The 26181-nt window shown below is 61.2% G+C and carries 28 protein-coding genes, 3 tRNA genes and 1 pseudogene; 18 read left to right on the top strand and 14 right to left on the bottom strand.

Annotated features, from left to right (window positions below):
- Positions 1 to 106: 106 nt before the first annotated feature.
- The 4 genes from OKW40_RS11920 to rph all read right to left on the bottom strand — a co-directional run bounded on the left by OKW40_RS11920 (position 107) and on the right by rph (position 2865).
- A tRNA-Ser gene (locus OKW40_RS11920) sits at positions 107 to 185 on the bottom strand.
- Positions 186 to 242: 57 nt separating this feature from the next.
- Complete coding sequence (gene hemW, locus OKW40_RS11915; RefSeq protein WP_429489826.1) at positions 243 to 1472, bottom strand: radical SAM family heme chaperone HemW; 1230 nt, start codon at positions 1470 to 1472, stop codon at positions 243 to 245.
- Complete coding sequence (gene rdgB, locus OKW40_RS11910) at positions 1469 to 2131, bottom strand: RdgB/HAM1 family non-canonical purine NTP pyrophosphatase (RefSeq protein ID WP_184058066.1); 663 nt, start codon at positions 2129 to 2131, stop codon at positions 1469 to 1471. The genes hemW and rdgB overlap by 4 nt, the downstream gene beginning before the upstream one ends.
- A complete protein-coding gene (rph, locus tag OKW40_RS11905) occupies positions 2128 to 2865 on the bottom strand; it encodes a ribonuclease PH (RefSeq protein ID WP_090801456.1) in 738 nt (245 codons plus the stop codon). The genes rdgB and rph overlap by 4 nt, the downstream gene beginning before the upstream one ends.
- A gap of 200 nt (positions 2866 to 3065) precedes the next feature.
- On the opposite strand from rph, the gene OKW40_RS11900 reads away from it, so the two are divergent.
- The 5 genes from OKW40_RS11900 (at position 3066) to OKW40_RS11880 (ending at position 8026) form a co-directional block, all read left to right on the top strand.
- Positions 3066 to 3989 carry a YicC/YloC family endoribonuclease gene (locus OKW40_RS11900; RefSeq protein WP_090801455.1) on the top strand — a complete coding sequence of 308 codons (924 nt, stop codon included), beginning with the start codon at positions 3066 to 3068 and terminating at the stop codon, positions 3987 to 3989.
- 19 nt (positions 3990 to 4008) lie between these two features.
- Positions 4009 to 4692: a guanylate kinase gene (gmk, locus tag OKW40_RS11895; protein ID WP_090801453.1), complete on the top strand. Its 684-nt coding sequence runs from the start codon at positions 4009 to 4011 to the stop codon at positions 4690 to 4692.
- A 60-nt stretch (positions 4693 to 4752) separates the two neighbouring features.
- Positions 4753 to 4956 (top strand): DNA-directed RNA polymerase subunit omega, encoded by a 204-nt coding sequence (gene rpoZ, locus OKW40_RS11890; protein ID WP_008921215.1) that lies wholly within the window; start codon positions 4753 to 4755, stop codon positions 4954 to 4956.
- 98 nt (positions 4957 to 5054) lie between these two features.
- A complete protein-coding gene (locus OKW40_RS11885; RefSeq protein WP_184023294.1) occupies positions 5055 to 7415 on the top strand; it encodes a RelA/SpoT family protein in 2361 nt (786 codons plus the stop codon).
- Between the two features lie 125 nt (positions 7416 to 7540).
- Complete coding sequence (locus OKW40_RS11880; RefSeq protein ID WP_429404753.1) at positions 7541 to 8026, top strand: phage protein NinX family protein; 486 nt, start codon at positions 7541 to 7543, stop codon at positions 8024 to 8026.
- 77 nt (positions 8027 to 8103) lie between these two features.
- On the opposite strand, the gene OKW40_RS11875 is transcribed toward OKW40_RS11880, so the two are convergent.
- Both OKW40_RS11875 and OKW40_RS11870 read right to left on the bottom strand, forming a co-directional pair.
- Positions 8104 to 8180 (bottom strand) — tRNA-Arg (locus OKW40_RS11875).
- A 73-nt stretch (positions 8181 to 8253) separates the two neighbouring features.
- Positions 8254 to 8330 (bottom strand) — tRNA-Arg (locus OKW40_RS11870).
- A gap of 123 nt (positions 8331 to 8453) precedes the next feature.
- Here OKW40_RS11870 and greB point away from each other — a divergent pair.
- Positions 8454 to 9023 carry a transcription elongation factor GreB gene (greB, locus tag OKW40_RS11865; RefSeq protein ID WP_429335170.1) on the top strand — a complete coding sequence of 190 codons (570 nt, stop codon included), beginning with the start codon at positions 8454 to 8456 and terminating at the stop codon, positions 9021 to 9023.
- Positions 9024 to 9157: 134 nt separating this feature from the next.
- Here the strand turns inward: greB and OKW40_RS11860 are convergent, their stop codons facing one another.
- A complete protein-coding gene (locus OKW40_RS11860) occupies positions 9158 to 10327 on the bottom strand; it encodes a porin (protein ID WP_090801447.1) in 1170 nt (389 codons plus the stop codon).
- Positions 10328 to 10852: 525 nt separating this feature from the next.
- Positions 10853 to 11101 (bottom strand): hypothetical protein, encoded by a 249-nt coding sequence (locus tag OKW40_RS11855; protein WP_184058062.1) that lies wholly within the window; start codon positions 11099 to 11101, stop codon positions 10853 to 10855.
- A gap of 391 nt (positions 11102 to 11492) precedes the next feature.
- Between OKW40_RS11855 and OKW40_RS11850 the strand changes: the two genes are divergently transcribed.
- Together OKW40_RS11850 and OKW40_RS11845 are read left to right on the top strand one after the other, a co-directional pair.
- Positions 11493 to 11696 carry a cold-shock protein gene (locus OKW40_RS11850; RefSeq protein ID WP_018421456.1) on the top strand — a complete coding sequence of 68 codons (204 nt, stop codon included), beginning with the start codon at positions 11493 to 11495 and terminating at the stop codon, positions 11694 to 11696.
- A gap of 331 nt (positions 11697 to 12027) precedes the next feature.
- Positions 12028 to 13173, top strand: coding sequence for an exonuclease domain-containing protein (locus OKW40_RS11845; protein ID WP_429404755.1), 1146 nt, complete (start codon positions 12028 to 12030; stop codon positions 13171 to 13173).
- 38 nt (positions 13174 to 13211) lie between these two features.
- Here OKW40_RS11845 and OKW40_RS11840 read toward each other — a convergent pair whose 3' ends face one another.
- Both OKW40_RS11840 and OKW40_RS11835 read right to left on the bottom strand, forming a co-directional pair.
- The gene (locus tag OKW40_RS11840; protein ID WP_184023301.1) at positions 13212 to 13808 is read right to left on the bottom strand and encodes a chorismate mutase; all 597 of its coding nucleotides are present in this window, start codon (positions 13806 to 13808) and stop codon (positions 13212 to 13214) included.
- A gap of 276 nt (positions 13809 to 14084) precedes the next feature.
- Positions 14085 to 14234, bottom strand: coding sequence for a hypothetical protein (locus OKW40_RS11835; protein WP_018421453.1), 150 nt, complete (start codon positions 14232 to 14234; stop codon positions 14085 to 14087).
- A gap of 665 nt (positions 14235 to 14899) precedes the next feature.
- Between OKW40_RS11835 and OKW40_RS11830 the strand changes: the two genes are divergently transcribed.
- Positions 14900 to 15151 (top strand): hypothetical protein, encoded by a 252-nt coding sequence (locus OKW40_RS11830; protein ID WP_184053110.1) that lies wholly within the window; start codon positions 14900 to 14902, stop codon positions 15149 to 15151.
- Between the two features lie 633 nt (positions 15152 to 15784).
- Positions 15785 to 16345, top strand: coding sequence for a hypothetical protein (locus OKW40_RS11825; protein ID WP_184058056.1), 561 nt, complete (start codon positions 15785 to 15787; stop codon positions 16343 to 16345).
- Between the two features lie 616 nt (positions 16346 to 16961).
- Here the strand turns inward: OKW40_RS11825 and OKW40_RS11820 are convergent.
- The 3 genes and pseudogenes from OKW40_RS11820 to OKW40_RS11810 all read right to left on the bottom strand — a co-directional run.
- Entirely contained in the window at positions 16962 to 17420 is a 459-nt protein-coding gene (locus tag OKW40_RS11820; protein ID WP_184058055.1) for a hypothetical protein, read from the bottom strand.
- 144 nt (positions 17421 to 17564) lie between these two features.
- Positions 17565 to 17906 carry a hypothetical protein gene (locus tag OKW40_RS11815; RefSeq protein ID WP_429489824.1) on the bottom strand — a complete coding sequence of 114 codons (342 nt, stop codon included), beginning with the start codon at positions 17904 to 17906 and terminating at the stop codon, positions 17565 to 17567.
- A 3-nt stretch (positions 17907 to 17909) separates the two neighbouring features.
- Positions 17910 to 18056 (bottom strand): annotated as a pseudogene (locus tag OKW40_RS11810) (alpha/beta hydrolase); the annotation flags it as partial.
- 63 nt (positions 18057 to 18119) lie between these two features.
- Between OKW40_RS11810 and OKW40_RS11805 the strand changes: the two are divergent.
- Both OKW40_RS11805 and OKW40_RS11800 read left to right on the top strand, forming a co-directional pair.
- On the top strand, positions 18120 to 18791 hold the full coding sequence (locus tag OKW40_RS11805) for a DedA family protein (RefSeq protein ID WP_429355989.1): 672 nt from the start codon (positions 18120 to 18122) through the stop codon (positions 18789 to 18791).
- Positions 18792 to 18838: 47 nt separating this feature from the next.
- The gene (locus OKW40_RS11800) at positions 18839 to 19870 is read left to right on the top strand and encodes an AI-2E family transporter (RefSeq protein ID WP_429489822.1); all 1032 of its coding nucleotides are present in this window, start codon (positions 18839 to 18841) and stop codon (positions 19868 to 19870) included.
- A gap of 195 nt (positions 19871 to 20065) precedes the next feature.
- Here the strand turns inward: OKW40_RS11800 and OKW40_RS11795 are convergent, their stop codons facing one another.
- Positions 20066 to 20749 carry an ureidoglycolate lyase gene (locus OKW40_RS11795; RefSeq protein ID WP_429355987.1) on the bottom strand — a complete coding sequence of 228 codons (684 nt, stop codon included), beginning with the start codon at positions 20747 to 20749 and terminating at the stop codon, positions 20066 to 20068.
- A 796-nt stretch (positions 20750 to 21545) separates the two neighbouring features.
- On the opposite strand from OKW40_RS11795, the gene OKW40_RS11790 reads away from it, so the two are divergent.
- The 6 genes from OKW40_RS11790 (at position 21546) to OKW40_RS11765 (ending at position 26143) form a co-directional block, all read left to right on the top strand.
- The gene (locus tag OKW40_RS11790; RefSeq protein WP_311734738.1) at positions 21546 to 22088 is read left to right on the top strand and encodes an SgcJ/EcaC family oxidoreductase; all 543 of its coding nucleotides are present in this window, start codon (positions 21546 to 21548) and stop codon (positions 22086 to 22088) included.
- Between the two features lie 271 nt (positions 22089 to 22359).
- Complete coding sequence (locus tag OKW40_RS11785) at positions 22360 to 22485, top strand: PliI family lysozyme inhibitor of I-type lysozyme (protein WP_143037115.1); 126 nt, start codon at positions 22360 to 22362, stop codon at positions 22483 to 22485.
- An 82-nt stretch (positions 22486 to 22567) separates the two neighbouring features.
- On the top strand, positions 22568 to 23827 hold the full coding sequence (locus OKW40_RS11780) for a putative Na+/H+ antiporter (RefSeq protein WP_429489819.1): 1260 nt from the start codon (positions 22568 to 22570) through the stop codon (positions 23825 to 23827).
- A 477-nt stretch (positions 23828 to 24304) separates the two neighbouring features.
- The gene (locus OKW40_RS11775) at positions 24305 to 24661 is read left to right on the top strand and encodes a hypothetical protein (RefSeq protein ID WP_090801418.1); all 357 of its coding nucleotides are present in this window, start codon (positions 24305 to 24307) and stop codon (positions 24659 to 24661) included.
- A gap of 126 nt (positions 24662 to 24787) precedes the next feature.
- On the top strand, positions 24788 to 25759 hold the full coding sequence (locus OKW40_RS11770) for a Tim44 domain-containing protein (protein ID WP_429489817.1): 972 nt from the start codon (positions 24788 to 24790) through the stop codon (positions 25757 to 25759).
- Between the two features lie 120 nt (positions 25760 to 25879).
- Positions 25880 to 26143 carry a hypothetical protein gene (locus OKW40_RS11765; RefSeq protein ID WP_429489815.1) on the top strand — a complete coding sequence of 88 codons (264 nt, stop codon included), beginning with the start codon at positions 25880 to 25882 and terminating at the stop codon, positions 26141 to 26143.
- Positions 26144 to 26181: the final 38 nt, after the last annotated feature.

Raw genomic sequence — 26181 nt, 5'->3', positions numbered from 1 at the left:
AATCTTTGTAGCAGCGTGGCGCTCATCCATGAATGGCAGAAATTCGCGCAAAGCGAACGGCAGGGCTGGCTTATCTTAGCGGGACTGGATTGGTTGCAAATTCCGAGGGTCCGTATAAGAACTCACGGAAGGATTGCTCCTTCGCCGGTTTTCAAGACCGGTGCCTTAAACCACTCGGCCACACCTCCAAGCCGCAAATTGTAACCCGAAAAGACCTCGTTGCGAGTCCGGCCGACCCGCCATCACTGCGGATCTTTCAGAAACAGCGCCTGCAAGTCGTTCAGGAACGCCTGCCCAAGCGGCGTCGGCGCGATCCGTTCGTGGTCGCGTGTGATCAGCTTGCGCTGTTCCGCTTCCTGCAACGCCGGCTCGATCGTCGTGATCGACAGGCCCGTGCGCTCGATGAACCGATGTACCGGAAATCCTTCTACCAGGCGCAGCGCGTTCAGCATGAACTCGAACGGCAGATCGCGCGGCCCGACCTCATGCTCTTCCTGCACGCTCGCACCAGCCCTGGCCTGCTCGATGAACGTGGTCGGATGTTTGTAGCGCGCCTGGCGCACGATGCGATTAGGAAACGACAGCTTCGTATGCGCGCCCGCGCCGATGCCGAGATAGTCGCCGAAGCGCCAGTAGTTCAGATTGTGTTTGCTCTGCCGATGCGGCTGCGCATACGCGGACACCTCGTAGCGCCCGTAGCCGGCCTCGGCGGTGCGTTGATGAATCCAGTCCTGCATGTCTGCGGACGCGTCATCGTCGGGCAACGCGGGCGGAAACTTGGCGAATAGCGTGTTCGGTTCGAGCGTCAGGTGATACAGCGACAGATGCGGCGGGGCAAACGACAACGCCGTTTGCACGTCGGCCTGACATTCGGCGAGCGTTTGCCTGGGCAGCGCGAACATCAGGTCGAGGTTGAAGTTGTCGAACGTGGTCGCGGCGACTTCGACCGCGTGGCGTGCCTGCGCCGCGTCGTGAATGCGGCCGAGCGCCTTCAGATGCGTTTCGTTGAAACTCTGGATGCCGACCGACAGCCGGTTCACGCCGCTCGCGCGAAACTGCGCGAACTTGTCGGCTTCGAACGTGCCGGGGTTCGCTTCGAGCGTGATTTCCGCGTCGGCGTCGAGCGGCAGCAGCGCGCGAATATCCGACAGCATGCGATCGAGCCCCGCCGCCGACAGCAAACTAGGCGTGCCGCCGCCGATGAACACCGTATGCACCTGGCGGCCCCAGATCAGTGGCAAGGCCATTTCCAGGTCGGCGCGCAACGCGTCGAGGTAATCGTTCTCCGGGAACGTCTCGCCTTTCCACTCGTGCGAATTGAAGTCGCAGTAGGGGCACTTGCGCACGCACCACGGGAAATGCACGTACAGCGCAAGTGGCGGCAGCGACGTCAAACGGATGCTGCCCGGCGACGTGAACGCACTGACGACACCCTTGCCGATGTCCGCCGGCGTCGATCGGATCGGAATCACGCTTCCTCCGACAGACGCGCGAGCAGTTGCCGCAGCGCGATCGCGCGATGGCTGCTCGCGTTCTTGACCGCCGGCTCGAGTTCGGCGGCGCTCGCGTTCAGCGACGGCAGATAGAAGTACGGGTCGTAACCGAAGCCATGCTCGCCGCGCGGCGCGTCCAGGATTTCGCCATGCCAGCGGCCTTCGGCGATCAGCGGTTCGGGATCGTCCGCGTGACGCACGAGTGCGAGCACGCAGTAGTAATAGCCGCGGCGGTCGCTCACGTCCCGCAGTTCGTCGACGAGGCGCGCGTTGTTCGCCGCGTCGCTTTTCTCGCCGCCGGCGAGTTGCGCGAAGCGGGCCGAGTAGACGCCCGGCGCGCCGCGCAGCGCGCGCACGCAAAGGCCCGAGTCGTCGGCGAGCGCGGGCAGGCCGGTGAGCCGCGCAGCGTGACGGGCCTTCGTCAGCGCGTTTTCGACGAAGGTGGGATGCGGTTCTTCCGCTTCCGGCACGTTGAGCTCGCCTTGCGCGATCAACTCGATGCCGGCCGCGCCGAGCAGCGCCGCAAATTCGCGCAGCTTGCCCGCGTTGTTCGACGCGAGCACGACCTTTTTCAGTGGCATTGCCGACGTTACGCCGTGAGCATTGTTCCCGCCACTGTCCTGACGAACCTCATTCACTGCTGCACTCCCAGCGCCTCTTTCTGCTTCGCGATCAGCGTGCTGATGCCGTCGCTCGCGAGATCGAGCAGCGCATTCATTTCTTCGCGCGAGAACGGCACGCCTTCCGCGGTGCCCTGAATTTCGACGAAGCCGCCCGCCCCCGTCATTACGACGTTCATGTCGGTGTCGCACTGCGAGTCTTCGTCGTAGTCGAGGTCGAGCACCGGCACGCCGTCGTACACGCCGACCGAAATCGCGGCGACGTAATCCAGGATCGGCGAGCTTTCGATGCGGCCCGTGGCAAGCAATCTGGCGACCGCATCATGCGCGGCGACGAACGCGCCGGTAATGCTCGCGGTGCGTGTGCCGCCATCGGCCTGGATCACGTCGCAGTCGAGATTGAGCGTGCGCGCGCCGAGTTTCTCGAGATCGAACACCGAGCGCAGCGCGCGGCCGATCAGCCGCTGGATTTCCTGCGTGCGGCCGGTTTGTTTGCCGCGCGCGGCTTCACGGTCGCTGCGGGTATGGGTGGCGCGCGGCAGCATGCCGTATTCGGCGGTGAGCCAGCCCTGGCCGCGATCGCGCAGAAACGGCGGTACGCTCTCGCTGACGCTCGCGGTGCAGATCACCTTGGTGTCGCCGAATTCGACCAGCACCGAGCCCTCCGCATGCTTCGTGTAGTGACGCGTGATGCGCACGTCGCGCAACTGGTGGGGCTGGCGGCCGCTGGGGCGTTGGGTGTCGTTGCTCATGTCGGAATGGGTCGGGATGGGCTGGAGGAGGGTGGAGGAAAAACGCTAATTTTACCGCCGATCGGATAGGGCGGTTGCCCATACGGATGGCTGCAACAAAAATGGGATAATGCCGATTCCCCGCCCCGCGTCTCGTACACGCCGGGCGATCCGCTTCTCAGGCCATCGTCTACCGCATGGCCCCAATCGCGAGAAATACGATGATCTACAGCATGACTGGCTATGCGAGCGCCACGCGCGAACTCGTGGCAGCCTCGGGCACGGGTGGCGTCAGCGTGTCGGTCGAATTGCGCACGGTGAACTCGCGCTTTCTCGATCTGAACTTCCGCATGCCGGAAGACGTGCGCGTCGTCGAACCGACGCTGCGCGAGATGCTGATGAACAAGCTGTCGCGCGGCAAGGTCGACATTCGCGTGAATCTGCAGCGCAGCGAGCAGTCGGCGAACGCGGGCGCGATCAACCGCGACGCGCTCGCGCAACTCGCGCAGCTGGAACGCACGGTGCTCGGCACGTTTCCTGAAGCCGGCCGTCTGCGCACCGGCGAAATTCTGCGCTGGCCGGGCGTGCTCGCCGAAAGCGGCATCGCGCCCGAGACGCTGCGCGAAGCAGTGCTCGGATGCGGCAAGCAGGCGATCGCGGACCTGATCGACGTGCGCGCGCGCGAAGGCGCGCAACTCGCGACGATGCTGCTCGCCAACGTCACCGAAATGGAGACGATCGTCGTGAAGATCACCCCGCTCGTGCCCGAGCTGATTGCGCGACATCAGCAGAAAATCGTCGAGCGTCTGCAGGAAGCGCTCGGCATCGCCGCGCCGGATGCGGCCGTGACGATCGTGTCGCGCGAAGAGATCAACGAGCGGATTCGCCAGGAAGTGACGATGTACGGCATTCGCATCGACATCGCCGAAGAACTGTCGCGCCTCACCGCGCACCTGAACGAAACGCGTCACGTGATCGAGAAGGGCGGCAAGGTCGGCAAGCGGCTCGACTTCATGATGCAGGAGCTGAACCGCGAAGCGAACACGCTCGGTTCGAAGGCGGCGGCGAAGGAACTCGCGGATTCGTCGATGACGCTGAAGCTCTTGATCGAACAGATGCGCGAGCAGGTACAGAATCTCGAATAAGGCTGGAGCACCACACATCATGACCGACCACCATCCACGCGAAACCGGCGCGGCGCGCCATTCGTACGCCGGCGCTTATCCCGGCAACCTGTTCATGGTCGTCGCGCCGTCGGGCGCGGGCAAGTCGACGCTCGTGAACGCGTTGCTCGCGAGCGACGACGCGATCCGTCTGTCGATCTCCTACACGACGCGCCCGCCGCGTCCGAAGGAGCAGGACGGCGAGCACTATCACTTCACGAGCGTCGAAGATTTCATGCAGCGTCACGACGCGGGCGAGTTTCTCGAAAGCGCGGAAGTGCACGGCAACTATTACGGCACGTCGCGCGTGTGGATCGAGGAGCAGATGAAAAACGGCCATGACGTGCTGCTCGAAATCGACTGGCAGGGTGCGCAGCAGGTGAAGAAGCAATTCAACAACGCGGTGGAGATTTTCATTCTGCCGCCGTCGCTCGAAGCGCTCGAAGAGCGTCTGAAAAAGCGCGGCCAGGACGAGCCGAACGTAATCACGCGACGCTTGCTCGCGGCGGGCGGCGAGATCGCGCACGCGGCCGAAGCGGAGTACGTCGTGATCAACGAGAATTTCGATCGCGCGCTGGCGGAGTTGCAGTGCCTCGTCGGCGCGACGCGCTCGCGCTTCGCATCGCAGTACGCGCGTCACACGCAGCTTTTCATGCAGCTCGGCATCCACCTGCCGCACGCGTGAGCGCGGCGTGGTGTCAAGCACATAAGGTAGAATAAGCAACATACTGAGAAGGAACCCAACATGGCCCGCATTACCGTCGAAGACTGCCTCAAACAGATCCCGAACCGTTTCGAACTCGCGCTTGCCGCAACCTATCGCGCGCGTCAGCTCGCTCAAGGCCACACGCCGAAAATCGAAAGCCGCGACAAGCCCACCGTCCTCGCGCTGCGTGAAATCGCATCGGGTCAGGTCGGCGTCGAAATGCTGAAGAAGGTGCCGGTCTAAGGCGCACGGATTTTCGTTTTCGACTTGCCGGTATTCGCCACACCGGATTGCTCAACGTGCAGAACTGCGTCCAACCCTGACCGCTACCGGAGGCGACCATGAGTGCTACCCCGCCCACCGCCACGGAAGCGGAGCACGACACCGACTCGCCGTCCTCTGCACGCAAGTACATCGACGCGGTCCTCGAGCAGTCGTTTCGCCATCTGTTCGGGCCGACCGCCACGCCGGAGCAGCCGCGCCGGCATGACGTCGTCTCCATCGCCAATCTGACGTCTGCGCTGTCCGGCTATCTGCAGCCGGAAGAGATCAAGGACATCAAGGCGGCGTTCCACTTCAGCGACGAAGCCCACCTCGGCCAGTATCGCCAGAGCGGCGAGCCCTACATCACGCATCCGGTCGCCGTCGCGGAAATCTGCGCGGGCTGGAATCTCGACGCCCAGGCGATCATGGCGGCGCTGCTGCACGACGTGATGGAAGACCAGGGCGTGACCAAGGCGGAGCTCGCCGAGCGCTTCGGCGCGAAGGTCGCGGAACTGGTCGACGGGTTGTCCAAGCTGGACAAGATGGAGTTTCGCAATCGCGAGGAAGCGCAAGCGGAGAACTTCCGCAAGATGCTGCTCGCGATGGCGCGTGACGTGCGCGTGATCCTCGTGAAGCTCGCCGACCGGCTGCACAACATGCGCACGCTCGGCGCGGTGCCGTCGGAGAAACGTCGCCGTGTCGCGCGCGAAACGCTAGACATTTACGCGCCGATCGCTCACCGGCTCGGCCTGAATAATACCTATCGCGAGCTGCAGGACCTGAGTTTCGCGAACTTCAACCCGCACCGTTACGCGACACTCGAAAAAGCCGTGAAGGCGGCGCGCGGCAATCGTCGCGAGGTGGTCGGCAAGATTCTCGAATCGGTGCAGCGCGCGATTGCGGACGCGAAGCTCGACGCCGAAGTCACCGGTCGCGAGAAAACCATCTTCAGCATTTACAAGAAGATGCGCGACAAGCAGCTGTCGTTTTCGCAGGTGCTCGACGTGTATGGTTTTCGCGTGGTCGTCGAGAGCGCGCTCGAGTGTTATACCTGCATCGGCGCGTTGCATGCGCTTTTCAAGCCTGTTCCGGGCAAGTTCAAGGATTACATCGCGATCCCGAAGGTGAACGGCTATCAGTCGCTGCACACCACGCTCGTCGGCCCGTTCGGCGCACCGATCGAGTTTCAGGTGCGCACGCGCAAGATGCACGAGATCGCCGAGGCGGGCGTTGCCGCGCACTGGCTGTACAAGAACGGCAGCGCGGATCTGAACGACGTGCAGATGCGCGCACACCAGTGGCTGAAGTCGCTGCTCGACATTCAGAGCGAAGCGGGCGATTCGAGCGAATTCCTCGAGCACGTGAAGATCGACCTGTTCCCGGATGCGGTCTACGTGTTCACGCCGAAGTCGAAGATCATGGCGCTGCCGCGCGGCGCCACCGCGCTCGACTTCGCGTACTCGATCCACAGCGACCTCGGCAACCAGTGCGTCGCGGTGAAGATCAACAACGAGCTGTTGCCGTTGCGTACCGAACTGAAGAGCGGCGACATCGTCGAAGTCATCACGGCGCCGTATTCGAAGCCGAACCCCGCATGGCTCGGCTTCGTGCGCAGCGGCAAGGCGCGCTCGGCGATCCGTCATTATCTGAAGACGATGCGTCTGAACGAGTCGGTGCAGCTCGGCGAGCGTCTCGTCGATCAGGCGTTGAAGGGCTATGGCCTTGCGCTATCGGATGTGACGCCGGAGGCGTGGGAAAAGCTCGTGCAGTGGACGGGCAACAAGAACCGTCAGGAAATTTTCGCGGACATCGGTCTCGGCCGGCGGGTCGCCGCGGTGATGGCCAAGCGCATCGAAGTGCTGATGAGCGGGCGCGACGCCGACGACGACGGCTCGCGCTCCGAGTCCGGTTCGACGCCGCACGCGCCGCCGGTCGTCATCACCGGTACCGAGGGCATGTCGGTGCAACTGTCCGCGTGTTGCCGTCCGATTCCGGGCGACGACATCATGGGCTATATCGGCATCGGTCTCGGCATGGCGATTCATACCACCGACTGCCGCGTCGCGCAGCGTATCCACCGGCGCGATCCGGGCCGCTGGATCGACGTCGCGTGGGCACCGCAGCCGGGGCGGCTGTTCGATGTCGCGGTCAAGGTACTGGTCAAGAACACCAAGGGCGTGTTCGCCCGCGTAGCGGCCGACATCACATCGGCGGACGCGAACATCGTCCATATCGCGATGGACGAAGATCTGTCGCAGGAATCCACGATTCTGCGCTTCGTGATCCAGGTCAGCGACCGGGTGCATCTGGCCAATGTGATGCGGCGCGTGCGCACGAATCCCGATGTGATGCGCATCACGCGTGAGCGGCCGAGCGAAGAGGGGCATCACCGCCACGACGGCGGCATGCGCATCGACCGCGAGCGCGCGGACTACTGAACGGCTTCCGGCTGGGCGTCGGCGCAGCTTGGACTGGGGCGCTTCACGCCAGTCAGGCATCTTTCGTCCGGCGGCTCAGGATATAACTCAAGGCAGGTCTCACCTGAACTCCAGGGGGAACGCAGATGAACGTGTCCGACCTCGCTGACGTGGCGCTCGATTACTGGGTGGCGCGCAGCCTGCACGACTTCGTGCGCGAAATCTACTTTACCGATAGTGGCGAGACTGTTGCGATCCGCGGCAACGATCGTGGTCGTCCGTGGGACGGGCGTTTCACGCCTTCCGCATCATGGGAGGCGGCTGCCGTTGTGCTCGAGCGCGCGATGCGGATCGACGTGCGCGAGCAGAGCGATAAAGGCGCGGTATGCGTCGCTGAGTTCAAGGGCGGGCAGCGAGCCTCGGAGGGAATGGGCGACTCGCTGCGCATTGCTTTGCTGCGGGCGTTTGTCGTGAGCCGTTTCGGCGATACCGTCGACGACGTGCTGCGCGAGCGCCAGGCACTGACCGGCATGCGGACCGACACGATCAGCGAGCAAACGGTGGGCGGGGTCGTCGAGGACTTGCCGCACCCGGATGGGCAAATTGGGGATATCCAGTCGCCGCCGCGATGAGTTGCTGCTGGCGCACGGGCACGGCATGGTGCGCCAGAAAAAACAAAGGGCCTTCCGGTTGGAAGGCCCTTCACAGGTGGTGCGGCTGGCAGGATTCGAACCCACGACCCCTTGGTTCGTAGCCAAGTACTCTATCCAACTGAGCTACAGCCGCACGCAAAACGGTGATGCTTACTATAAAACTGATGAAACCTGAGAGCTCCCTGTAAGGGCGCTCTCGAATAAGGTGGCGCGGCTGGCAGGATTCGAACCCACGACCCCTTGGTTCGTAGCCAAGTACTCTATCCAACTGAGCTACAGCCGCACACAGAAACGAGATTATAGCCAACAGATTTGAAAAACGGAAGCCCATCACGGCGATTTGTGTCGCCGGCCCGATCGTGTAACCTTTTATGAGATTGTTGCTAGTTGCTGTTAACGGATGATTATGAACAAGGCCTTTGTCAAAGAGTCGAGCGAAGACAACGATGACGATCTCGACATCGCCCAGCCCGACGTGCCCGCAGGCACCAAAAACTACATGACTCCCGCCGGTCATCGGCGCATGCGTGATGAATTGCTGCATCTGATCGATGTCGAGCGGCCCGAGGTTGTCAAGCTCGTGTCGTGGGCGGCGTCGAACGGCGACCGCTCGGAGAATGGCGACTACATCTACGGCAAACGCCGTCTGCGGGAAATCGACCGGCGCATCCGTTTTCTGACCAAGCGGCTCGATCTAGCCGAGGTCGTCGATAGCAGCCGGCAGGAAAACGTCGACCAGGTGTTTTTCGGCGCGAGGGTCGACTATGCGACCGAGGACGGCGAAGAGCATCAGGTGACGATCGTCGGTGTCGACGAGGTCGACCTGGACATCGGGCACGTAAGCTGGATTTCGCCCATTGCGCGTGCGCTGCTAAAGGCTAAAGTCGGCGATACGGTCACGCTGTTCACGCCGGCCGGTCCGCAGTCGATCGACATTCTCGACGTCAAGTATCCGTTGCCTGATAGCGGCCGCTAGGCCTCTGGCGAGGACCTGGGCTCACGTGCACGCACGCGGGCCTGCGCACAAAGCGGCAAAAACCCACGTCGGCACGGACATAAAAAAAGGCGCCGCGAACGGCGCCTTCTCTACTGCCAGTCCTTGCGCAGTGCTTAGAAGCGGTGACGCAGACCTGCGGTCACAGCGACTTGCTTGTTGTTGCCCGAAGCACCGCCCACGCCATTGATGTAGGCGTTAACGATCGAGTCTTCGTTTGCTGCCTGATACACGCCTTGCAGATACACGTCGGTACGCTTGGACAATGCGTACGCGGTTTGCAGGTTGACCTGGTTCCAGTGCACGTGCGAGCTCGACAGGTTGGCGCGGGTGTACGTGTACGCGCCAGCGATGCTGATTGCCGGCGTCAGCGCGTAACGGGCGTTGGCTTCAAAGTTCTGGAACTGAGCGCTGTTGGTCGGGAAGCCGATGCCGCTCGTTATGCCCGATGCGGCCGCGCTGATACCTGCCAAGCCATGCAGGTTCGTCTGCGAGTACACGAGGCCGACCGTTGCCGGGCCGAACGCGTAGTTGGCGCCTGCGCCCCACGTTTGCTGACGCTGAGCGAAGAACGTGTTGTCGCCCGACACCGCGCCACCCGAGTTGAACGCAGCGGCTGCGCTGTTCGCGCCATTGCTGTTCAGTTGCATGTACGCAGCGGCAACGTTCAGGCCGCCCCAGTTATACGACGCGCCCGCACTGTAAGCGCGGTTGTTGGCGAAGCCGGCAGCCTGGTTCGAGAAACCGTACAAGCCGCCAAACTTGAAGCCGCCGTAGTTCGCGCTCTGGAATTTGGCCGAATTGTTGATACGGAACGAGTTGTTCAAGTTGTCGTTGTCGAACGGGTGCGCGAACTGCGTGCCGCCGTACTGCGTGCCGGTCAGTGCCAGCGGGCCGACGTAGTCGACCATGCTGTCGTATTGACGGCCGAGGGTCACGGCACCGAACTGGTCGCTCGACAGACCGACGAAGGCCTGACGGCCGAACAGACGGCTGTTCTGCTTGAGCGTGCCGTCATTGATGCCGAAGCCGTTCTCCAACGTGAAGATGGCCTTCAGACCGCCGCCCAGATCTTCAGCGCCACGCAGGCCGAAACGGCTGCCGTTCACCGAGCCGCTCGTCATCGCCACGTTGGCGCCGTGCTGGTTACTACTCGGATTCGGATGCTGGTTGTTCGTATAAGTGATTCCGGCGTCGATCAGGCCATACAGGGTGACGCTACTTTGCGCGTGCGCTGCCGTTACGAAAACGCCCGACAGGGCAGCGACCATGAGTGTCTTCTTCATTGATATAACTCCAAGAGCGAGAGAGATATAAAACCCTGGCTTAGGAGACCTTCACGCGAGCGCTGCGAGAAGCCGAATCCGCGTGAGAAGCGCGTTGACCAGATCCGCGCCGGTTTCCGATTAGGCAGAGTGTAGAGAGACACTTCCGGGAGTTGGCGTTCCGATTCGCGCAATAAAGTATTACGCGAGGAGAAACGATCGTTAATCGCCATTCGAGCCTTATGGATAAAGGCTTTGCGCCGACTGGGCGGATTCGGCGTCTGAATTTTCCTAAAGCGCGTTGCTGATTCGCGACATCGAACGATGCGGAAAAACAACGGGAAGAAATGCGAGAAAACGATTGTTGTTGTGGCGGCAATAGACGATTGTTAATTGTGTGAATAATCGAACTTGCATATGACCGCTATACTGTTATCTCTGCTTTCCGAAGCAGACTTTTTCGTTGACGAAAAAGATCTCCAAACCTTTGTCAGCGCGACCTTCCAGTCGCGCTTTTTTTATGGCGGACGAGTTTCGCGAATGTCTCTAATGAGCGGGCGCAGTACCTTCCACGTCGTCCCAGTCCGCCTGCGCGGGCACGCTCCAGTCTTCCATCACATAACGGCGCGCATCCATTGGCGAGGAGAGCAGGTTCTGCCAGTGGTCTCCGTGCCACATCGGATCGAAGTCGAAAACGGTGCGTGAATCCCCGATCTGTGCGGGCTGGTCTGATATGACCTTTGCGTGCGAATGAGTGAGCCAGGTGAAGAGACGGTGAATTTCCTTGGACAGCATGGCAACCTCCTGAAGCGCATCGCTACAACTGACTTGCATCATGCGAGTGAGGCGGCGCCGCAACAAGTCGGACAAACACTTACGCAAAGATAGACTTTGTTACATTCGTATTGCATATTTTCGCAAATTTTCCCGTTTGCGGACTCGGATTATTTTCGTTCAGGTAAATTTGACGCGCCGACCTATATCCGTGTAGTTTGAAGTCTTATCTTTTTATACGCTAAACGCATATGAAAAGTTTACTTGACGGTCATTCTCTGTTCCCCGTATAACGGCAAAGCCGAATTTGATTGGCTGTTTCTGTCTTGATCAGATATAGGCAATTGAATCGGGGTTGGATCGATTCAAGGGCAACGCCCGCTTTGGATAAATCACCGAGGGAAAACAGGAAATGGAAACTGGTGTCGTCAAATGGTTCAACGATGCTAAGGGTTTTGGCTTCATCACGTCGGATGTGGGTGGCGAGGATCTGTTCGCACACTTTTCGGAGATCCGCAGCGAGGGCTTCAAGTCGTTGAAGGAAAACCAGCGCGTGTCTTTTGAAGTCAAGACCAGCCCGAAGGGCAAGCAGGCGGCCAACATTCAGCCGCTGTAAATGCGCTGGGCTGGGCGCGCCGCCCGCGCAATCGGGAGCGAAAAACCCTCGCCGTCGCGCGAGGGTTTTAATTTTTATCTAGATGTCTCCCAGGTCGGATCTTCGGTAACTGCGTGGTTCAACAATACGCATTATTGTCGGAAGATAATCCATCGAAACGAATTGACTACATCAGGATTAATGGTCTGGTTTAAGCGTCTGCGGGATTTCAGCGCAAAATCGACGGTCCATGCCGACGCAGTTTCCAGCTGCGCACGCGGCGCTGTCTGGATGCGCAACGTCCAACTGGTGCATACTTGCCGCAAATTCATGCGCCCGAATCCCTTGTCCCATGTCTGAACTGCTTTCGCCGGAACCGGCACTCGATGCACCCATCGTTTTCGTAGATCTCGAAACGACCGGCGGCTCCACGAGCGAGCACCGCATTACTGAGGTTGGCGTCGTCGAAGTCGGGCTGGCCGGCGTCTCGCGCTGGAGCAGCCTGATCGACCCGCAGCAGCCGATTCCGTCGTTCATCCAACAGCTGACCGGCATCACGAACGACATGGTGCGCGGCGCACCGACGTTCGAGTCGATCGCGCCCGCGTTGTTCGAGCGTTTGAACGGCAAGCTGTTCGTCGCGCACAACGCGAGTTTCGATCGCGGATTTTTACGCAGCGAATTTCGTCGCGCGGGAATCGCGTTCGATCCGGACGTGCTGTGCACGGTGCGGCTGTCGCGCGCGCTGTTTCCCGGCGAAAAGCGCCACGGTCTCGATGCGCTGGTCGAACGCCATGCGCTGGTGCCGTCCGACCGCCACCGCGCGCTCGCCGACGCCGATCTGATCTGGCAGTTCTGGCAGCGTCTGCCGACGCTCGTGCCGCTGGAAGCGCTGCGCGCGCAGATCGAGCGCACGACGCGTCGCTACCGGCTCGCCGGCGACATCACCGAAGATTTGCTCGACACCGCGCCGGCTGGCTGTGGCGTGTATGCGTTTTATGGCGAAGACGATGCGCCGCTGTATGTCGGTCGCAGCGTGCGCGTGCGTCAGCGGCTGCGCTCGCATCTGACTGGCGAGCGGCGTTCGTCGAAGGATATGCGGCTAGCGCAGCTCGTGCGACGCGTCGAATGGCACGCGACTGGCGGCGAACTCGGCGCGATGCTCGCGGAGGCGCAGTGGATCGCAACGCTGCGGCCGGGCCACAACCGCTTGCCGCGCGTGACGAAGAGCGATCCCGCGAACGCGCCGTGGCCGTTCGAGGGGCCCATCGTGTTCGAGGAGCGTGAGGACGCGCAGGGTATCTTCCACGTGGTCGATCGCTGGCGCTACCTCGGGCACGCGCCCTCGCTCGTCGCGGCGGCGCAGCTGCATGCGTCGATGCTGGCTGGGTCGTTCGAACTCTCGACGTACCGTATCCTGCAAAGCCATCTGGCGCGAGGCCTGCGCGTGATGCCGTTGAGCGTGTCGCGCAGCCCTGAGTCGAGCATCGTCGCGTGACGCTTATGCGACGTGCGCGCGCCGTGGCGTTACCGGAATCAGCCGGTGGCGCCGACTCCGCCCGTTTCGCACACGTGACCTAGTGCGTGCGTCAACGCGCTCGAATGCGCAGAGTCATAGCGCGTCAGCGCCTTCCAGTTAGCCAGCGATTGCGCGACCCGCGACGGACAATCGTCCGCCGCGCGCAGCGGCTGCACGCGCGCCAGACTCGCCATCAACGACTGTGTCAGCTTGTCGAGCTGCGGTCGGGTGCTGGTTGCGAGATCGGGTGCGGGACCTTGCGGTGGCTGGGTGCGACGCCAGTTCGCGAAGAGCGCGTTCTGCACGTCTTTGCTCGCATCGATCTGATCCTGGAAGAACGCGCGGGCGAACGCCGGGTCGACGTTTGCCGCCGCGGCGCGCTTTTCCACCTCGGCGAGCAGCGCGTTTTCACGCGGCGTATCGGTGATCGGCTGGTGGTTCGCCCACTTCCAGCGTGCGACCGGTTCCGCGAGTGCAAGGCGCTGCGAAACCAGCGCGATCAGGCTCGTGAGCGCGGTGTCGTCACCGTCGGCGAGGGCGGGGGCGGGCGAGAAGGCGAAGGCGGCGGCGATGACGAGCGCGCATGACGCGCCGAAGCGATGCAAATGGTTCATGAGGTGGACGTGGCCGGGCGGCCGTTGACGGAAAACCAGAAGAATAAATGATGCGCCGCAACCTGCGAGCACCGGGTCGATTCACACGGATCGTCGGGGCGAAGTGGGCGAGAGAAGGACGCGCGTACACGGTCGAGCCGCGTGGCCCAGTGCAACTGCTGTGCTCAGGCGAACTGATCCAACGTCATGCGGAGATGTCGGACGCGTAATGAGGACGCGAGTATTCGCTGCGCGTGAAATCAACGAGCGCGAATGCTGCGCCGCGCCAAGGAACCGTTACTTCGGATCGCACGACTTGCGTTGTTCGTCAAAGAAAGCGCGAACATGCTCGGGCAGCTCGGCTCCCAAAAACTCGACGGCCACAGGTTCCGGATCCGGGTAAAGAACTTTGTCCGGGGTCGGAATCTTCGGTGGTTTGGCATCCATGATCTTTCTCCTTTGCGAATCGATTATCGGCCTCGTTCCCTGCATCGCACCAGTGTCCGATGCGAGTCATACACACTCTGTTGCTTTAACGGCACAAGCCGACACACCAGCGGAAGGATTGAATAAAATTTATCGTCTGACTATTACCTGCGTTTCGCGGTCTGCTTGATCCGCTTAATTGCCACCGCGAAATCATCTCGTCCCGCTCCTTCTGCCAGTCCCTCTCGAGCCATGCCCAGCCTATGTTTCAGCACGACCGATCGATATTTTCGCCGCGCTGCATCTAACGTTGTCGCATGACTAAAACGTGACAAACTTGTGCATTGCCGCATCGACAGGTTTTGCGCTTTTCCTGAACTGAACGTACGCAATTTGCCGATTGCATAACTTGCAGTCTAATTCTTTGTAAACGACCCATTCCCCATCGCGTTGACCGCGCAAAACACTATTTAAAGATTTGGTCGTTAATCAACTGACTGACAGGGGTTGGCAAACAGATTCCCGCATTGCTGTGACAAAAGGACCTCATTTGGTGACAAGTCATGCGCAGCGCACCGGGCCACCTATGATTGAAGCGACTACTGATGGCTCGACGTGCGCTGGCAGACGGACACGCGAGGCGCAGCGCGGATGATGACGTTGTTCATGTTCGGGGAGAGGTCGCGATGGAAAACGCTGTCTACTGGAACGGACGTCAGGTTGGCATCGAATGCGCCGGCAGGATCTTGTGGTTCGCGTCGGCACCCGCGCAAGCGATAGCGGCATACGGCGCGCCACGCCAGCAGCCGAGCGCACAGGCCGATACCGTCGTTGCGCGCAACCTCGCGATGCCACGGTCGTACGACCCGCTCCACGTTCCCGACCAGGCTGGCCATGCGTTGCGCCACGACGTCGCGCCGGACGCGGCGCAACGCTGACCGCAAACGGCTGTATCAGGTCCGAAGCGACTCGTCGGCGCACCCTCGAGACCTTACCGATCAGGTGGGGTGTTAGCGCACACACCGCGTTGCGGCGAACTTATACGATGCAATTGCCGTGCTGCCGTCGGCCTCTCACCCGTTGTCGGGTGAACCGGCAACCACACCCGCATCAGTCTGCAAACAGCCGATACCGAAGGCCGGCTGCGCGAGGAGGGTAGGCCTGTCTCGCAACCTCGTTGCGTCAACACTATTTGCCGCTGGGAGCCGCGCATCGCGTGGCCGCACCTCTTTTACCTGGCGCTGCGTCGTGCTCACTTGCGTGATCGCCGGGCAATTCAATGCGAAAGATCTACGGCCTGACTGGGCTGCGTGCATTCGCGGCGTTGCTCGCCGTCGTTCATCACTTTGCCGACAACGAAGGGGGCTGCCACCGGGCATTGTTCAACTCGTCGATAACTGGGCTTGGGGCGTTGACATCTTTTTCATGCTGCGCGGCTTCATCCTTGCCTATACGTATCTTCCTTCGCGAGCGACCGCGTTCGGCTTGGTCGACTATCGATCGTTTATCGTCAAGCGGTTTGCGCGCGTGTATCCGCTGTATCTGGTGACGTTTCTGGTGTTCGTCGGCCGATGTTTCGTCGCGAAGCGAACTGGAACTTCGTGTCGTGGTCGATCAGCGCCGAATGGTTCGCCGTTCTGTTTCTGTTTTCGCTGTGCGCGAGAGTGCTGAGCCGGCTGTCGCGCGTGACTTTCGGTGTGATCGTGCTGGTGTGCTGGCTGACGTTGTGCGTGTACTGCTTCCTCTATAACGACGGCGATGTCGGGCTGACCACATTCGGTATGCTACGGATCGTGTTGCAGGCATGGCGCGGGACATCTGGGATGACTTTGCCCGACGAAATGGCGCTCCCAGAGTGCGATGCGAAACTACCCACCGAGGCTGGTGAACCGGCGAATCGGGATAACCGGCAAACGGCGGCGCAGCGGATAGCGGATGAGTTGTTCGAGCGCGATACCGCAAATGGTTGTCGTGACTCGCTCGCTGGCTATTCGCAACGGGTGGTAGAGGAAATGAACGAGCGCTGGCGGTGTTTCAACGCGTATTTGCGCACGAACTGGCCACTGCGCTCCGCGATGCCAATGCGGCGGTTTCGGCAAATCTCGTACGTGGGTCGCATATGCGTGCATTGATGCGTCGGACAGCGAAGCGCAGGACGGGGCGCGATGAGGCGCCTGAAATCTATTTCCACGTCACGCATACCATGCACTAGTACTTGCGTGGCCTCGCGCGAGCACGCAGAGGAACTTCTGGTTTCGGCCCAGTTTGGGTCGTTCAACAAACAAGAGTTGAGTCCTGATCTCATTGTCAACGAGCGAATCCGGCATCCATCAGCGGCTCTTTTAGCGGTCGCGGTTTAAGCGCGTACAGCACCGCATCTACAGCTCGTTCCCAGATGACCAGCGCGTTCCTCCTTGCCCGTCCGCTCAGGCGACGAAGTGTAGTTGAACGAGCCAGTTTCAGCGCTACGCCGGTTGAGCACCTTTCCTTACCGGCTTCACCTGAGTGGAGCGAAAGGCCTGGTCGCGAGTGGCGCGCTGGATTGCGCCATGCCTATCAATGCGCGGATCTTTGCGGCAGGCCCACGACCGTAGATCCGCGCGACAACCTGGTGCTGTACCGCGTGCATGCCGTGCAGAAAGCGATTCAGCTTTCGGTGCGCTCAAGAATTCGTATAAGCGGATACCGCATCACTCCGAATACTCCACCAAATAAGTTGTGACTGGCTTGAATTCAACCGGCCTTAACTCACGATGCACCACTGGCAGCGAGCTTGACAAATAGTCTGGCTGCTTCGTTGCCATGGGACAAAGCGCGCAGTGCAAGGGAGAGCGCTAGCTGTGCGTCGTGGGAGGCCGCGCTACGATCCTGATCGAAGAGCTTGACGGCGTGGCGCATATGCTGCGCCGCCTGCATGTGAAGCTCCACGGCCGCCGCATGATGTTTTGCCACGTCCGCGGCACTTGCGGCTGAGCCGGTCGATGGAGGCGTTATTGATGGCGTATTGGCGCTGTGCGCGCCAGCGTCGTGTGCCTGATCGATCGCATGCAACGTGTGGCCATGGGCCATCATCGCCTGATGTGCGGCGTGGGCAAAGTCTTGACCGTCATCGAAATGCCGCGACGCCTCGCGGTGATGTCGCGCGGCCTGCTCGTGGTGTGACGCCGCGGCTTCGAGATGACCTTTCTTGCTGTGCTTCGTGTTCATGCCGGCTCCTGTGCAACTTCAGGACTGGTTCGGATGGCGACCGATTCGAAGACACAGTGGCAGGTCGCAACAAGATCCTAATCTACACGCCCTTGCGCCTTCTGTGGCATTTGCGTCTCGCGGAGAATCGTCGCGCTGTGGCGATCACCGCGCGGTCAGCATCCGGAGGATTTTCTGCACGATGCGCTCATGCTGCTCCAGCGCCTCATCGAGCGTACTTGCTCCATAGCTCGTGTTGTCTCGCGCTTCCAATCCGGCGATGCGCGTCACGAATAGCGAAACCTCCCCGGCTTTCGGTTCGGACACACCGCGGAAGCGGGTCGTGACCGTTACACCGTAGTCGTCCAGCAGTGTGCGGCGGAAGATCAGTTCGTTTTCCGTCATCCAGTGCGACCACGCGCCGTGGTCGAACACCTCGACAGGCCTGTTCTTCGCATCGAGGACATAGAAGCGTTTCCAGCTCGACGGGACGGAGCGTGCTTTCATATTTCAATGCGAAGGCGTGAGCAGGAAGCCGATCGCCTCCCGCCACCAGGTTTCGTCGACGCGGCCCATCCAGTCGTTATGTTCAGCCGCCTTCACCACCATCAGCTGTCTCGGTTCGCCCAGCGAGTTGTAGAGCGCTTCGCCGAAGCGCGGGACTGCTGCGCGCTTGCCGCTATACTTCCCCCTCCACCAACGGACACGTAGCCGGCACACATGGCCACGTTCGTGCAATTCGTCTTGCAACTGGACCAGGACCTCGAAGCGCTGCTGGTTCGGCATGGGCCGTTGGCCTACGCAATCCTCGGGGCGATCGTCTTCTGCAGTGTCGGCGTACTGCCGCTCGTCATTCTGCCCGCGGACATGCTCCTGTTCCTGTCCGGCGCGCTCGCTGCCGTCGGCGTGCTGCAGCCTGTGTGGCTCGCGCCGTTGCTGGTCGCGGCCGCGGTTGCAGGAAAAGTGTTCAACTATGCGCTGGCACGTGCCGTCGCGTCGGTATGGAACCCGAAGCGCAGCGGCTGGATCGACAAGGTGACTGCGCGAACGCGCGCGCTCTACGTACGTCACGGCGCCGCGCTGCTGCTGTACTCTCCGTTCATCGCAATCGTCCGGGCGGTCGCGCCCGCGCTCGCCGGCGCGACGAAGATGCCGTTTCGCCGCTTCGTGCGCTTCGCGACCGGCGGCGCGGTGATCTGGATATGCTCACTTGCGGGTCCCGGGTATTTTTTCGGCAACGTGCCGTGGGTCCGCTCGCACCTGCCGGCTGCGATGGCGATCGTGATCGGCGCGGGTGTCGTCGCGCTCGTCGTCAGCCTGCTGTGGCGAGGACGGCGCAAGCACCGCACCGCCGACCCGACGCTACCCGACGAAAAGTCCCGCTGCGACTGACGCGGCGGCCCACAACCCGCCAGGCAGCGCTGCTCGCGAGGAAACGCATGGACCCGGGCCTGCTGAAATGCACATGTGCGGCCGTGCTCGCCACACTGCTCGGGTGGGGACTGTATGTCGGCCGCCCCGTGCTGGTGCCAATTGCGTTCGGCATCATCGCGACGTACGTGGTCTTCGGTCTCGCCAACCTGCTGCGCCGCATTCCCTACCTCGGTGCACGCCTGCGGGACGGCCTGCGCCACGCGATCGCTGCGACGCTGATGCTCTTCACGGTCTACCTGTCGGTCGACCTGCTGCTGTCCGACAGGGACCGGCTGATGGCCGTCGCGCCGAAGTACGAGGCGACGCTGCTCGTACTGTTTACGAAGTTCGCCGCGCTGCTGCACATCGAAACGGAGGCCAACTGGGCTGCGATCCGCCGCGACCTGTTAGCGAGCGTCAACGTGCAGGCGATCATAACCGCCACGCTGTCGTCGGTGTCGTTGCTGCTCGCGGCGATCATCGTCGTGCTGCTTTATGCGACGTTCTTTCTCATTGAGCACGCGAAATATCGCCGCAAGCTCGTGAACTTCGCGGGCGACTCGACGCGGATCGTGTCGGTAATCGACGAGATCAACTCGAAGATCGGCGTCTATCTCGCGATGAAGACCCTGCTCGGCGCGATCCTTGGCATCGCGAGCTGGGCCTGCATGCGGCTCGTCGGACTCGAATTCGCGGGGCTTTGGGCGGTGCTGGCCGGCCTACTGAACTTCATCCCGTATGCGGGCTCGTGGATCTCGGTCGCGGTGCCGACGCTGCTCGCCGCGCTGCAGTTCGGCCAGTGGAACGCGGCGATCGTGCTGTTCATCTCGCTCACGCTCGCGAACTTCGTGGTCGGCCATCTCCTCGACCCGTGGCTGATGGGCGGCTCACTGAACCTGAGCCCCGCGGTGATCCTGATCAGTCTGGCGGTGTGGTCGTCGATCTGGGGCATCGCGGGCGCCTTCCTCGCAGTGCCGATCACCGTCGGCCTGGTCATTGCGTTTTCCACGTTCGAATCGACACGTCGTTTCGCAGTTCTCCTGACGAACGATGACTAACGTTGTTGGCCTGTCGGTGACGTCCGTTAATTTCAGGGATACTTCGTGCGCGTGGCGCGCGCCTCATCACTCTCATAAAGGGATGCGATACTGGCGAACCGAGGACGTATGTCCGCTGGACCTTTAGATGGGGACACTGGCGCCCGTTATGCGATGGCCAACCGCTTCGGGTCGGGAGCCGGTGTTCCCTTCGCGCTACAGCTGTAGGCTGCCGCCTCGAAGAGGTTGGGCGTCGCGGGCAATCGGTGCCTCGAGGAGACAACCAAACTCGCGGGCAAAGTCGACAGAGACGCGCGCGTGGACGGCGCCCTGCTTGTCAAAGAACCGCTGGGTTCCTTCGAGAGTGAACACACCTTCATGCCAGATGTTTGGATGGATGTAGAGGCCCTGCTGTCCATCAAAGCGAAAGCACACGAACTTCTCTGGCGCTATGTCGTCCCCGGGCAGCGCCAAGGGAACGTAGAACGGGCGATGGTCGAGAGGAAAGAACAGTTGTCCACCGTCTGGGTGGTAGTTCGCGTGCCAAAGCAACATGCGCTCCGGTACATTGGTGTTGTCGTCACGGGCTGCTTCAGGCTCCACTGCGTACGCAAGGATGTAGTTGCCGCCCACAGCCTCGTTTCGACCGTACAGAATGTCCCCGCGCCATTCGCTCACAAATGTGCCTTCGGTCGTGCCTGCCTCATCACCGGTTCCAGGGTCAACGGGCCTTGCACCCACTGCCGGCCACTGCACAATCTCGATCGAACACTCGCTCGGGTCTGCTACAAGCCTGCCGAATCCATCAAGCGTTGTGGGGGTCGCATCGACCACGGGCATTGACACGCGCCGAAGACCAGAAGGAAGGCTGGGATTGAGGTAATCGATTTCTTGGGTCATTGCGGCAGTCTACAGGAGTAGAACGTACCGACCGCCGATGATCGAACAAAGAGTTTGACCGCCGCTTGTCCACGTGGAAACGGCCACTGGCACAACGTCGAACCTGACGTGGGAAGTGGGTCGGCTACGGAAGTTGGCGGCGATGCTGCGGCGCAACCGCAGCAACACAGGTCGACCGTCCGGGCCCGGCCCTTTCGGCTGTTCGACACAGCGGGCTGGATTGTCAACAATGCGTTCTGGAACGCACTAGCGAGGCGATCTATCACTCTGTCCAAATCGTGCATGCCGTCGAACGTGAAAAGAATTTTCGACGGCGCGAATTGCTTGATTATCGTTTGAAGTAACGAATGTCCTGCGCCTTCCAGACAAAAGACTACCAGGTCGATATCAGAGGGACGGTCTGCGCTGTCCTTTGCAACGACCCCACAACCACCGCACCGGCGCATTCAGGCGATTCTCGAAGAGCATCGGCGATCCGAATGAGAAGCGCGATCACTTCTATAAAGAAATCCGCTCAACCTCTTCAAACCGGATCGCGCTCGAATGTTGGTCGTAGCGTTGCGTCGTGCGCGTCGACGCGTGAGTTTCCACGCTTGCAACGTCATCAGGCGTCTGTTCGCGCGAAGCGTTTGCGAACAACGAGGCTAAAACTTTCCTATTACGTCATAGTTGACGAATACATCAATATTGGGTGTAATATCACAATACGTCCCAGACAGGTCGACTGACGACATAGCTGGCTGGCCGTTGGCAGGCGGCGATACCTGAAAGGTTCCCTTGTAGCCTAAGGCGCCTGGTGGCTGTAGTTTCCCGACTCCTCGTTGGCTCTCGTTTAAATGGATTGAACGCAAAAATGAAGAAGATTTTGATCGCCGCCGCAGTTGTTTTCAGCACTAGCGTGTTTGCAGGCGAAGCCCTCGTACCGAAGGTCTATCGCGAAATCGCCGTGGCGCCGACGAATCAGCGCGACGCTGAAATCGCGTCGCTGTTCGATCGGTGGAATGAGGCGCTTGCAACGGGCGACGCCGACTCCGTTGCCAGACTGTACACACCCGATGCCGTACTGGAGCCAACGGTTTCCAATGAAGTCCGCACGACTCCCGCCAGCATCAAGGACTATTTCGTGAAGTTCCTGAAGCTGAAACCGCACGGTACGATCAACCTCCGCGAGATCCGCTTGCTGAGCGACGATTCGGCGCTGGACACGGGCGTCTATACGTTCGACATGGTGAAGAACGGCAAGCATCAGAAGGTGCATGCGCGCTATACATTCGTGTACAAGAAGGTTGATGGGGAGTGGAAGATCCTCAATCACCATTCGTCGGCGATGCCGGAGTAACACTCCATTGAACAACGGGTCCGTGCCATGCGATCAGATGTAAATGGCTGAGCGCGTTAGACGCCTCACGCCAATTGCTGCCGCGCATGCTTCACGCGCAGAATCGAGGGGAATTTCGGCCGCCAACCCTCATAGATCAAATGAAACTGTCAACTGGCGATTGAGTCCGGCTAGCCCCTCGATAAGAATTTAAGTTCAACGAATTCCAGGCGCCGCTCGGCCCTGCCGCCAGAATTCTGGATTGACACAATTAATTTGCACTACAAACCTCATGGCGGCCTCCGGAAACTTTCTCGAAGTCGACGCGCTCAGGATCGGCCTCCACACGGTCAGGCTGCTTGCCCGCGTCGATACCGATACGCGGCACGATGTCGTGGCTACGCTGAGAGCTGCCTAAAAGCGAGGCCAGCGATCCGGCCGGCGGCAACACCAACCGCGTGCGTTCCAGAGTCCGTTCCATCGCCATTCAAAGCGAACACATGCCACATTCAGTTGAAATCGCCGGCACAGTCATCTTCGGACTGGCCCTGCTCCATACGCTCCTCGCGAAACGCTTCGAGGTTCTGGCCCACCGGCACCCGCACCACGCGGGCCTGTTTCACTTTCTCGGCGAAGTGGAAGTCGTCTTCGGTCTCTGGGCCCTGATCCTGTGTCTGGCTATCGTCGCGCTGGCCGGTTCTGCGCAGGCCGCGGCCTATGCTGAATCGCGCTCCTTCACCGAAGCCCTGTTTGTCTTCGTGATCATGGTGATCGCCGCGAGCCGGCCCATTCTCGACGCGGTCACGACGCTCGTGTCGCACATCGCGCGTGTCCTTCCCGTCAAGACGGAAACAGGCGTCATCTGGCTTTCCCTGACCCTAGTTCCGTTGCTCGGCTCGTTCATCACGGAGCCGGCCGCAATGACGCTGGCAGCGCTGATCCTGCGAGACCGGCTTTTCAGGTCGCCGATCGCCGAACACTGGAAATATTTCACGCTCGCGGTGCTGTTTGTCAACGTGTCGGTCGGCGGCATGCTGACCGCCTATGCCGCGCCTCCGGTGCTGATGGTTGCCGCCGCCTGGGGATGGGACAGCGCGTTTATGGCGGCGCAGTTTGGCTGGAAGGCGGCCATTGCCGTGCTGGTCAACGCAACAGGCCTGCTGCTATTCATGCACCGCAAGCTCCCGAAGCACGCAGAGCGCAACGACGCGCCCGCCGCCGCGGTTCCCGTTCCGACGGGCGTCACGCTGATACACACCGGCTTTCTCGTCGCGGTGGTGTTGTCGGCCCATCACCCGGTTATCTTCATCGGCCTCCTGCTTTTCTTTTTGGGCTTCACGCAGGCATACGAGCAGTACCAGTCGCCGCTGATGTTGCGCGAGAGCCTGCTGGTAGCGTTCTTTCTCGGAGGCCTGGTCGTGCTCGGGGGTTTGCAGCGATGGTGGCTGCAGCCGGTCGTCGCATCGCTCGATGCTTACGCACTTTATGCCGGCGCGCTTGGCCTGACGGCGATCATGGACAACGCGGCGATTACCTATCTCGGCTCGCTGATCGCGGGCCTTCCGGACCAGGCGAAGTACATGCTGCTGGCCGGCGCAGTCGCTGGAGGCGGACTCACAGTGATCGCCAACGCGCCGAATCCCGCAGGACTCGCCATCGTTCACAAGGGATTCCATGATGAGTCAGTCAGCCTGCTCGGCCTGTTGCTCGCTGCCGTCGTGCCGACGTGCGTCGTCTCGGCAACGCTGCTTTTGCTGTAGGCTGCCGCACCGCTGTCCGGCAGTGCGCCCAACTGGGTGCGATTCGATGGCGCGCAGTCGCAGGACGCCGGGCCACGATGAATAACGTCTTGCGGCGATAACCAACACCGGCCTGGATTTTGCACGAGACCACCACGACTGCGCAGGTCGCGGCCAGCGGCATGACGAATGCGCGTGACGGCAGCCTGCACTTAGCCGCGCAGACCGGCATTCCATCCCCCTTCCAGTATTAGCGACAGTTTCATTGCATTCTTGCGCCGGGGCGAATTCGTTTCGCTCCGGCGTTTCGTCGTTTGTAATTGCTTTGCGCCCACTGGGGTGACGTTGCAGACGCGACAAGTATCTATTGGGTGAAAGGTGATTGTAATGACGCGTTAAACCGATAAACTGGCTTTAACGACTAAGCACTCAGGCTTCCGCCCCGGCGGTCGTTGTTTCGCTAACCCGTCTTTTCTTTCTGTTTCTGATGGAGGTCTCATGCAAGTCCTGTTCAAGTCCTGCGACATTGAAGCTGCACGCTTGCGCAGCTTCGCGCGCCAACGCACCCAGTTTGTGTTCCGCCGGATGGCCTGGCTGGTTTCCCGGGCCACCGTCAATCTCTCCGACGTCAACGGCCCGCGCCGCGGACTCGATAAGCGTTGCCAGGTGCAGGTGCAGGTGCCCGGTGCGAATCCGGTCGTGGTGACGTCGATTGCGAAAGACTGGCGCGGCGCCCTCGATCTCGCGCTTGCCCGCGCCGTTTCTTCGATCGTCCGCAGGCGCCAGGCGCGCGTCGCGAGGCGCCGCGCGAGTCAACGCGAGTGCACCTGGAGCGCTGAGCCTGATGCCGTCTAAGCAAGCCATGCTTGCACGGCTACGGTGGCATCGTACGAGCGGTATTGCTCGCTATTTGCGGTCCGCGATGGAAAGACGCGTTCGGGCGACCTTCGCGAGTTTCTGTCCTACACGAAAGAGATTCTTATGTATTCGCACACAATCAATCAGTTGCGACGCCTTGCGAGTGTCGTGACGCGTGGTGCAGCTGTCCTGGCCATGGCGCTAGTGCTCGTCGCGGGCACTGTCGCATCCAACCATGCCGAAGCGAAGCGTATTGGCGGTGGTAGTAGCGTCGGCCGCCAGTCGCAGACGGCCTCGCCGTCCGGGCAAGGCCAACGGAGCCAGCAAGCTCAACCGGCGCAGCAGGCCGCGCCGGCGGCCGCTGCCGCGAAGCCAGCCAACCGCTGGATGGGCCCGCTCGCCGGCCTGGCCGCAGGACTCGGCATTGCCGCGCTGATGTCGTCGTTGGGGCTGGGTGAAGGGCTGGCCCAGATGCTGTCGAACGTAATGGTGATCGGCCTCGTGATTGTCGCCGGCATCATGCTGTTCCGCTTCATTGCCAACCGGCGCCGTCCGGATCTCGCTTATGGGCACGACGCGGCGAACGGGCAGCGCATGAACGGCTCCTTGCTCATGAATCAGAGCGGGCAGGCGGCGCCTGAGACGAATTTCGGTGCCTGGCCGCGCACAGCGATGAATTCCGCCGCAGCGGCACCAACAACGACAGTGCCGGGGCTGCCTGTCGGGCTCGATCAGGCGGTCTTGCTGGCATCGGCCAAGACCTTGTTCCTGCGTCTGCAACGCGCCTGGGACCAGAACGAACAAGGCGACCTTTTCGAGCTGACAACCCCGGAAATGTTCGCGGTGATCAAGCGGGACCTGGAAGATCGGGGCAACCAGCCGAGCCATACGGAAATCACGCAGCTGGAAGTGGAATTGTTGAGCACGGAACACAATGGCAGCGAAACACTGGTTAGCCTTCGCTTTCACGGCCAGATGCGGGAAGACGAGGACGCGCAGACGGCGCAACCGTTTGAGGAGGTCTGGAACATCGTGGGCCACGGGCATGGCGACCCGGCCTGGCGACTGGCGGGGATACAGCAGATTGGCCGTTAGCATCGAGCGCGGTCGGAACCGGCAGCGGCTCGCTGCCGGTTAGCCCACAAGCGCTATTGCGCGACTCGCAAACGGCAAAAAGACCAAAATCCGACGTCACACAAATCTGGGACTCATTTTATGCGCCGAGACTACTTTTCTCTTTTCCTGGCCACTGTCACGATGACATGCTTGCTAAGCGCTTGCGCGGCCTCGCCGCCCAGCAGCCCGACACCCGTTGTCGGTGCAGATCGCGATGCACATGGTTGTATTGGTTCGGCTGGGTATTCCTGGTGTGAATCCACGCATCAATGCGAACGTCCTTGGGAACTCGCCAGGCAGAAGGGGTTCGCGCTCTCCGCAGAACAGTTTGCTCACTACTGCACGACTGGATCAGCCGATTGATCAATGACTTCAATGCGCGGACGCGTCAACGATGGCCT

The organism is Paraburkholderia sp. RAU6.4a (genome assembly GCF_050435625.1).
Taxonomy (GTDB): domain Bacteria; phylum Pseudomonadota; class Gammaproteobacteria; order Burkholderiales; family Burkholderiaceae; genus Paraburkholderia; species Paraburkholderia tuberum.
Note: the sequence above shows the minus strand (reverse complement) of the source record. Positions and strands in the feature narration are given on the sequence as shown.

Coding starts and splice junctions, on each gene's coding strand:
- rph (WP_090801456.1), bottom strand. CDS start 2,865: ATGAGCAACGACACCCAACGCCCCAGCGGCCGCCAGCCCCACCAGTTG.
- OKW40_RS11900 (WP_090801455.1), top strand. CDS start 3,066: ATGATCTACAGCATGACTGGCTATGCGAGCGCCACGCGCGAACTCGTG.
- gmk (WP_090801453.1), top strand. CDS start 4,009: ATGACCGACCACCATCCACGCGAAACCGGCGCGGCGCGCCATTCGTAC.
- rpoZ (WP_008921215.1), top strand. CDS start 4,753: ATGGCCCGCATTACCGTCGAAGACTGCCTCAAACAGATCCCGAACCGT.
- OKW40_RS11885 (WP_184023294.1), top strand. CDS start 5,055: ATGAGTGCTACCCCGCCCACCGCCACGGAAGCGGAGCACGACACCGAC.
- OKW40_RS11880 (WP_429404753.1), top strand. CDS start 7,541: ATGAACGTGTCCGACCTCGCTGACGTGGCGCTCGATTACTGGGTGGCG.
- greB (WP_429335170.1), top strand. CDS start 8,454: ATGAACAAGGCCTTTGTCAAAGAGTCGAGCGAAGACAACGATGACGAT.
- OKW40_RS11860 (WP_090801447.1), bottom strand. CDS start 10,327: ATGAAGAAGACACTCATGGTCGCTGCCCTGTCGGGCGTTTTCGTAACG.
- OKW40_RS11855 (WP_184058062.1), bottom strand. CDS start 11,101: ATGCTGTCCAAGGAAATTCACCGTCTCTTCACCTGGCTCACTCATTCG.
- OKW40_RS11850 (WP_018421456.1), top strand. CDS start 11,493: ATGGAAACTGGTGTCGTCAAATGGTTCAACGATGCTAAGGGTTTTGGC.
- OKW40_RS11845 (WP_429404755.1), top strand. CDS start 12,028: ATGTCTGAACTGCTTTCGCCGGAACCGGCACTCGATGCACCCATCGTT.
- OKW40_RS11840 (WP_184023301.1), bottom strand. CDS start 13,808: ATGAACCATTTGCATCGCTTCGGCGCGTCATGCGCGCTCGTCATCGCC.
- OKW40_RS11835 (WP_018421453.1), bottom strand. CDS start 14,234: ATGGATGCCAAACCACCGAAGATTCCGACCCCGGACAAAGTTCTTTAC.
- OKW40_RS11830 (WP_184053110.1), top strand. CDS start 14,900: ATGGAAAACGCTGTCTACTGGAACGGACGTCAGGTTGGCATCGAATGC.
- OKW40_RS11825 (WP_184058056.1), top strand. CDS start 15,785: ATGTTTCGTCGCGAAGCGAACTGGAACTTCGTGTCGTGGTCGATCAGC.
- OKW40_RS11820 (WP_184058055.1), bottom strand. CDS start 17,420: ATGAACACGAAGCACAGCAAGAAAGGTCATCTCGAAGCCGCGGCGTCA.
- OKW40_RS11815 (WP_429489824.1), bottom strand. CDS start 17,906: ATGAAAGCACGCTCCGTCCCGTCGAGCTGGAAACGCTTCTATGTCCTC.
- OKW40_RS11805 (WP_429355989.1), top strand. CDS start 18,120: ATGGCCACGTTCGTGCAATTCGTCTTGCAACTGGACCAGGACCTCGAA.
- OKW40_RS11800 (WP_429489822.1), top strand. CDS start 18,839: ATGGACCCGGGCCTGCTGAAATGCACATGTGCGGCCGTGCTCGCCACA.
- OKW40_RS11795 (WP_429355987.1), bottom strand. CDS start 20,749: ATGACCCAAGAAATCGATTACCTCAATCCCAGCCTTCCTTCTGGTCTT.
- OKW40_RS11785 (WP_143037115.1), top strand. CDS start 22,360: ATGGCGGCCTCCGGAAACTTTCTCGAAGTCGACGCGCTCAGGATCGGC.
- OKW40_RS11780 (WP_429489819.1), top strand. CDS start 22,568: ATGCCACATTCAGTTGAAATCGCCGGCACAGTCATCTTCGGACTGGCC.
- OKW40_RS11775 (WP_090801418.1), top strand. CDS start 24,305: ATGCAAGTCCTGTTCAAGTCCTGCGACATTGAAGCTGCACGCTTGCGC.
- OKW40_RS11770 (WP_429489817.1), top strand. CDS start 24,788: ATGTATTCGCACACAATCAATCAGTTGCGACGCCTTGCGAGTGTCGTG.
- OKW40_RS11765 (WP_429489815.1), top strand. CDS start 25,880: ATGCGCCGAGACTACTTTTCTCTTTTCCTGGCCACTGTCACGATGACA.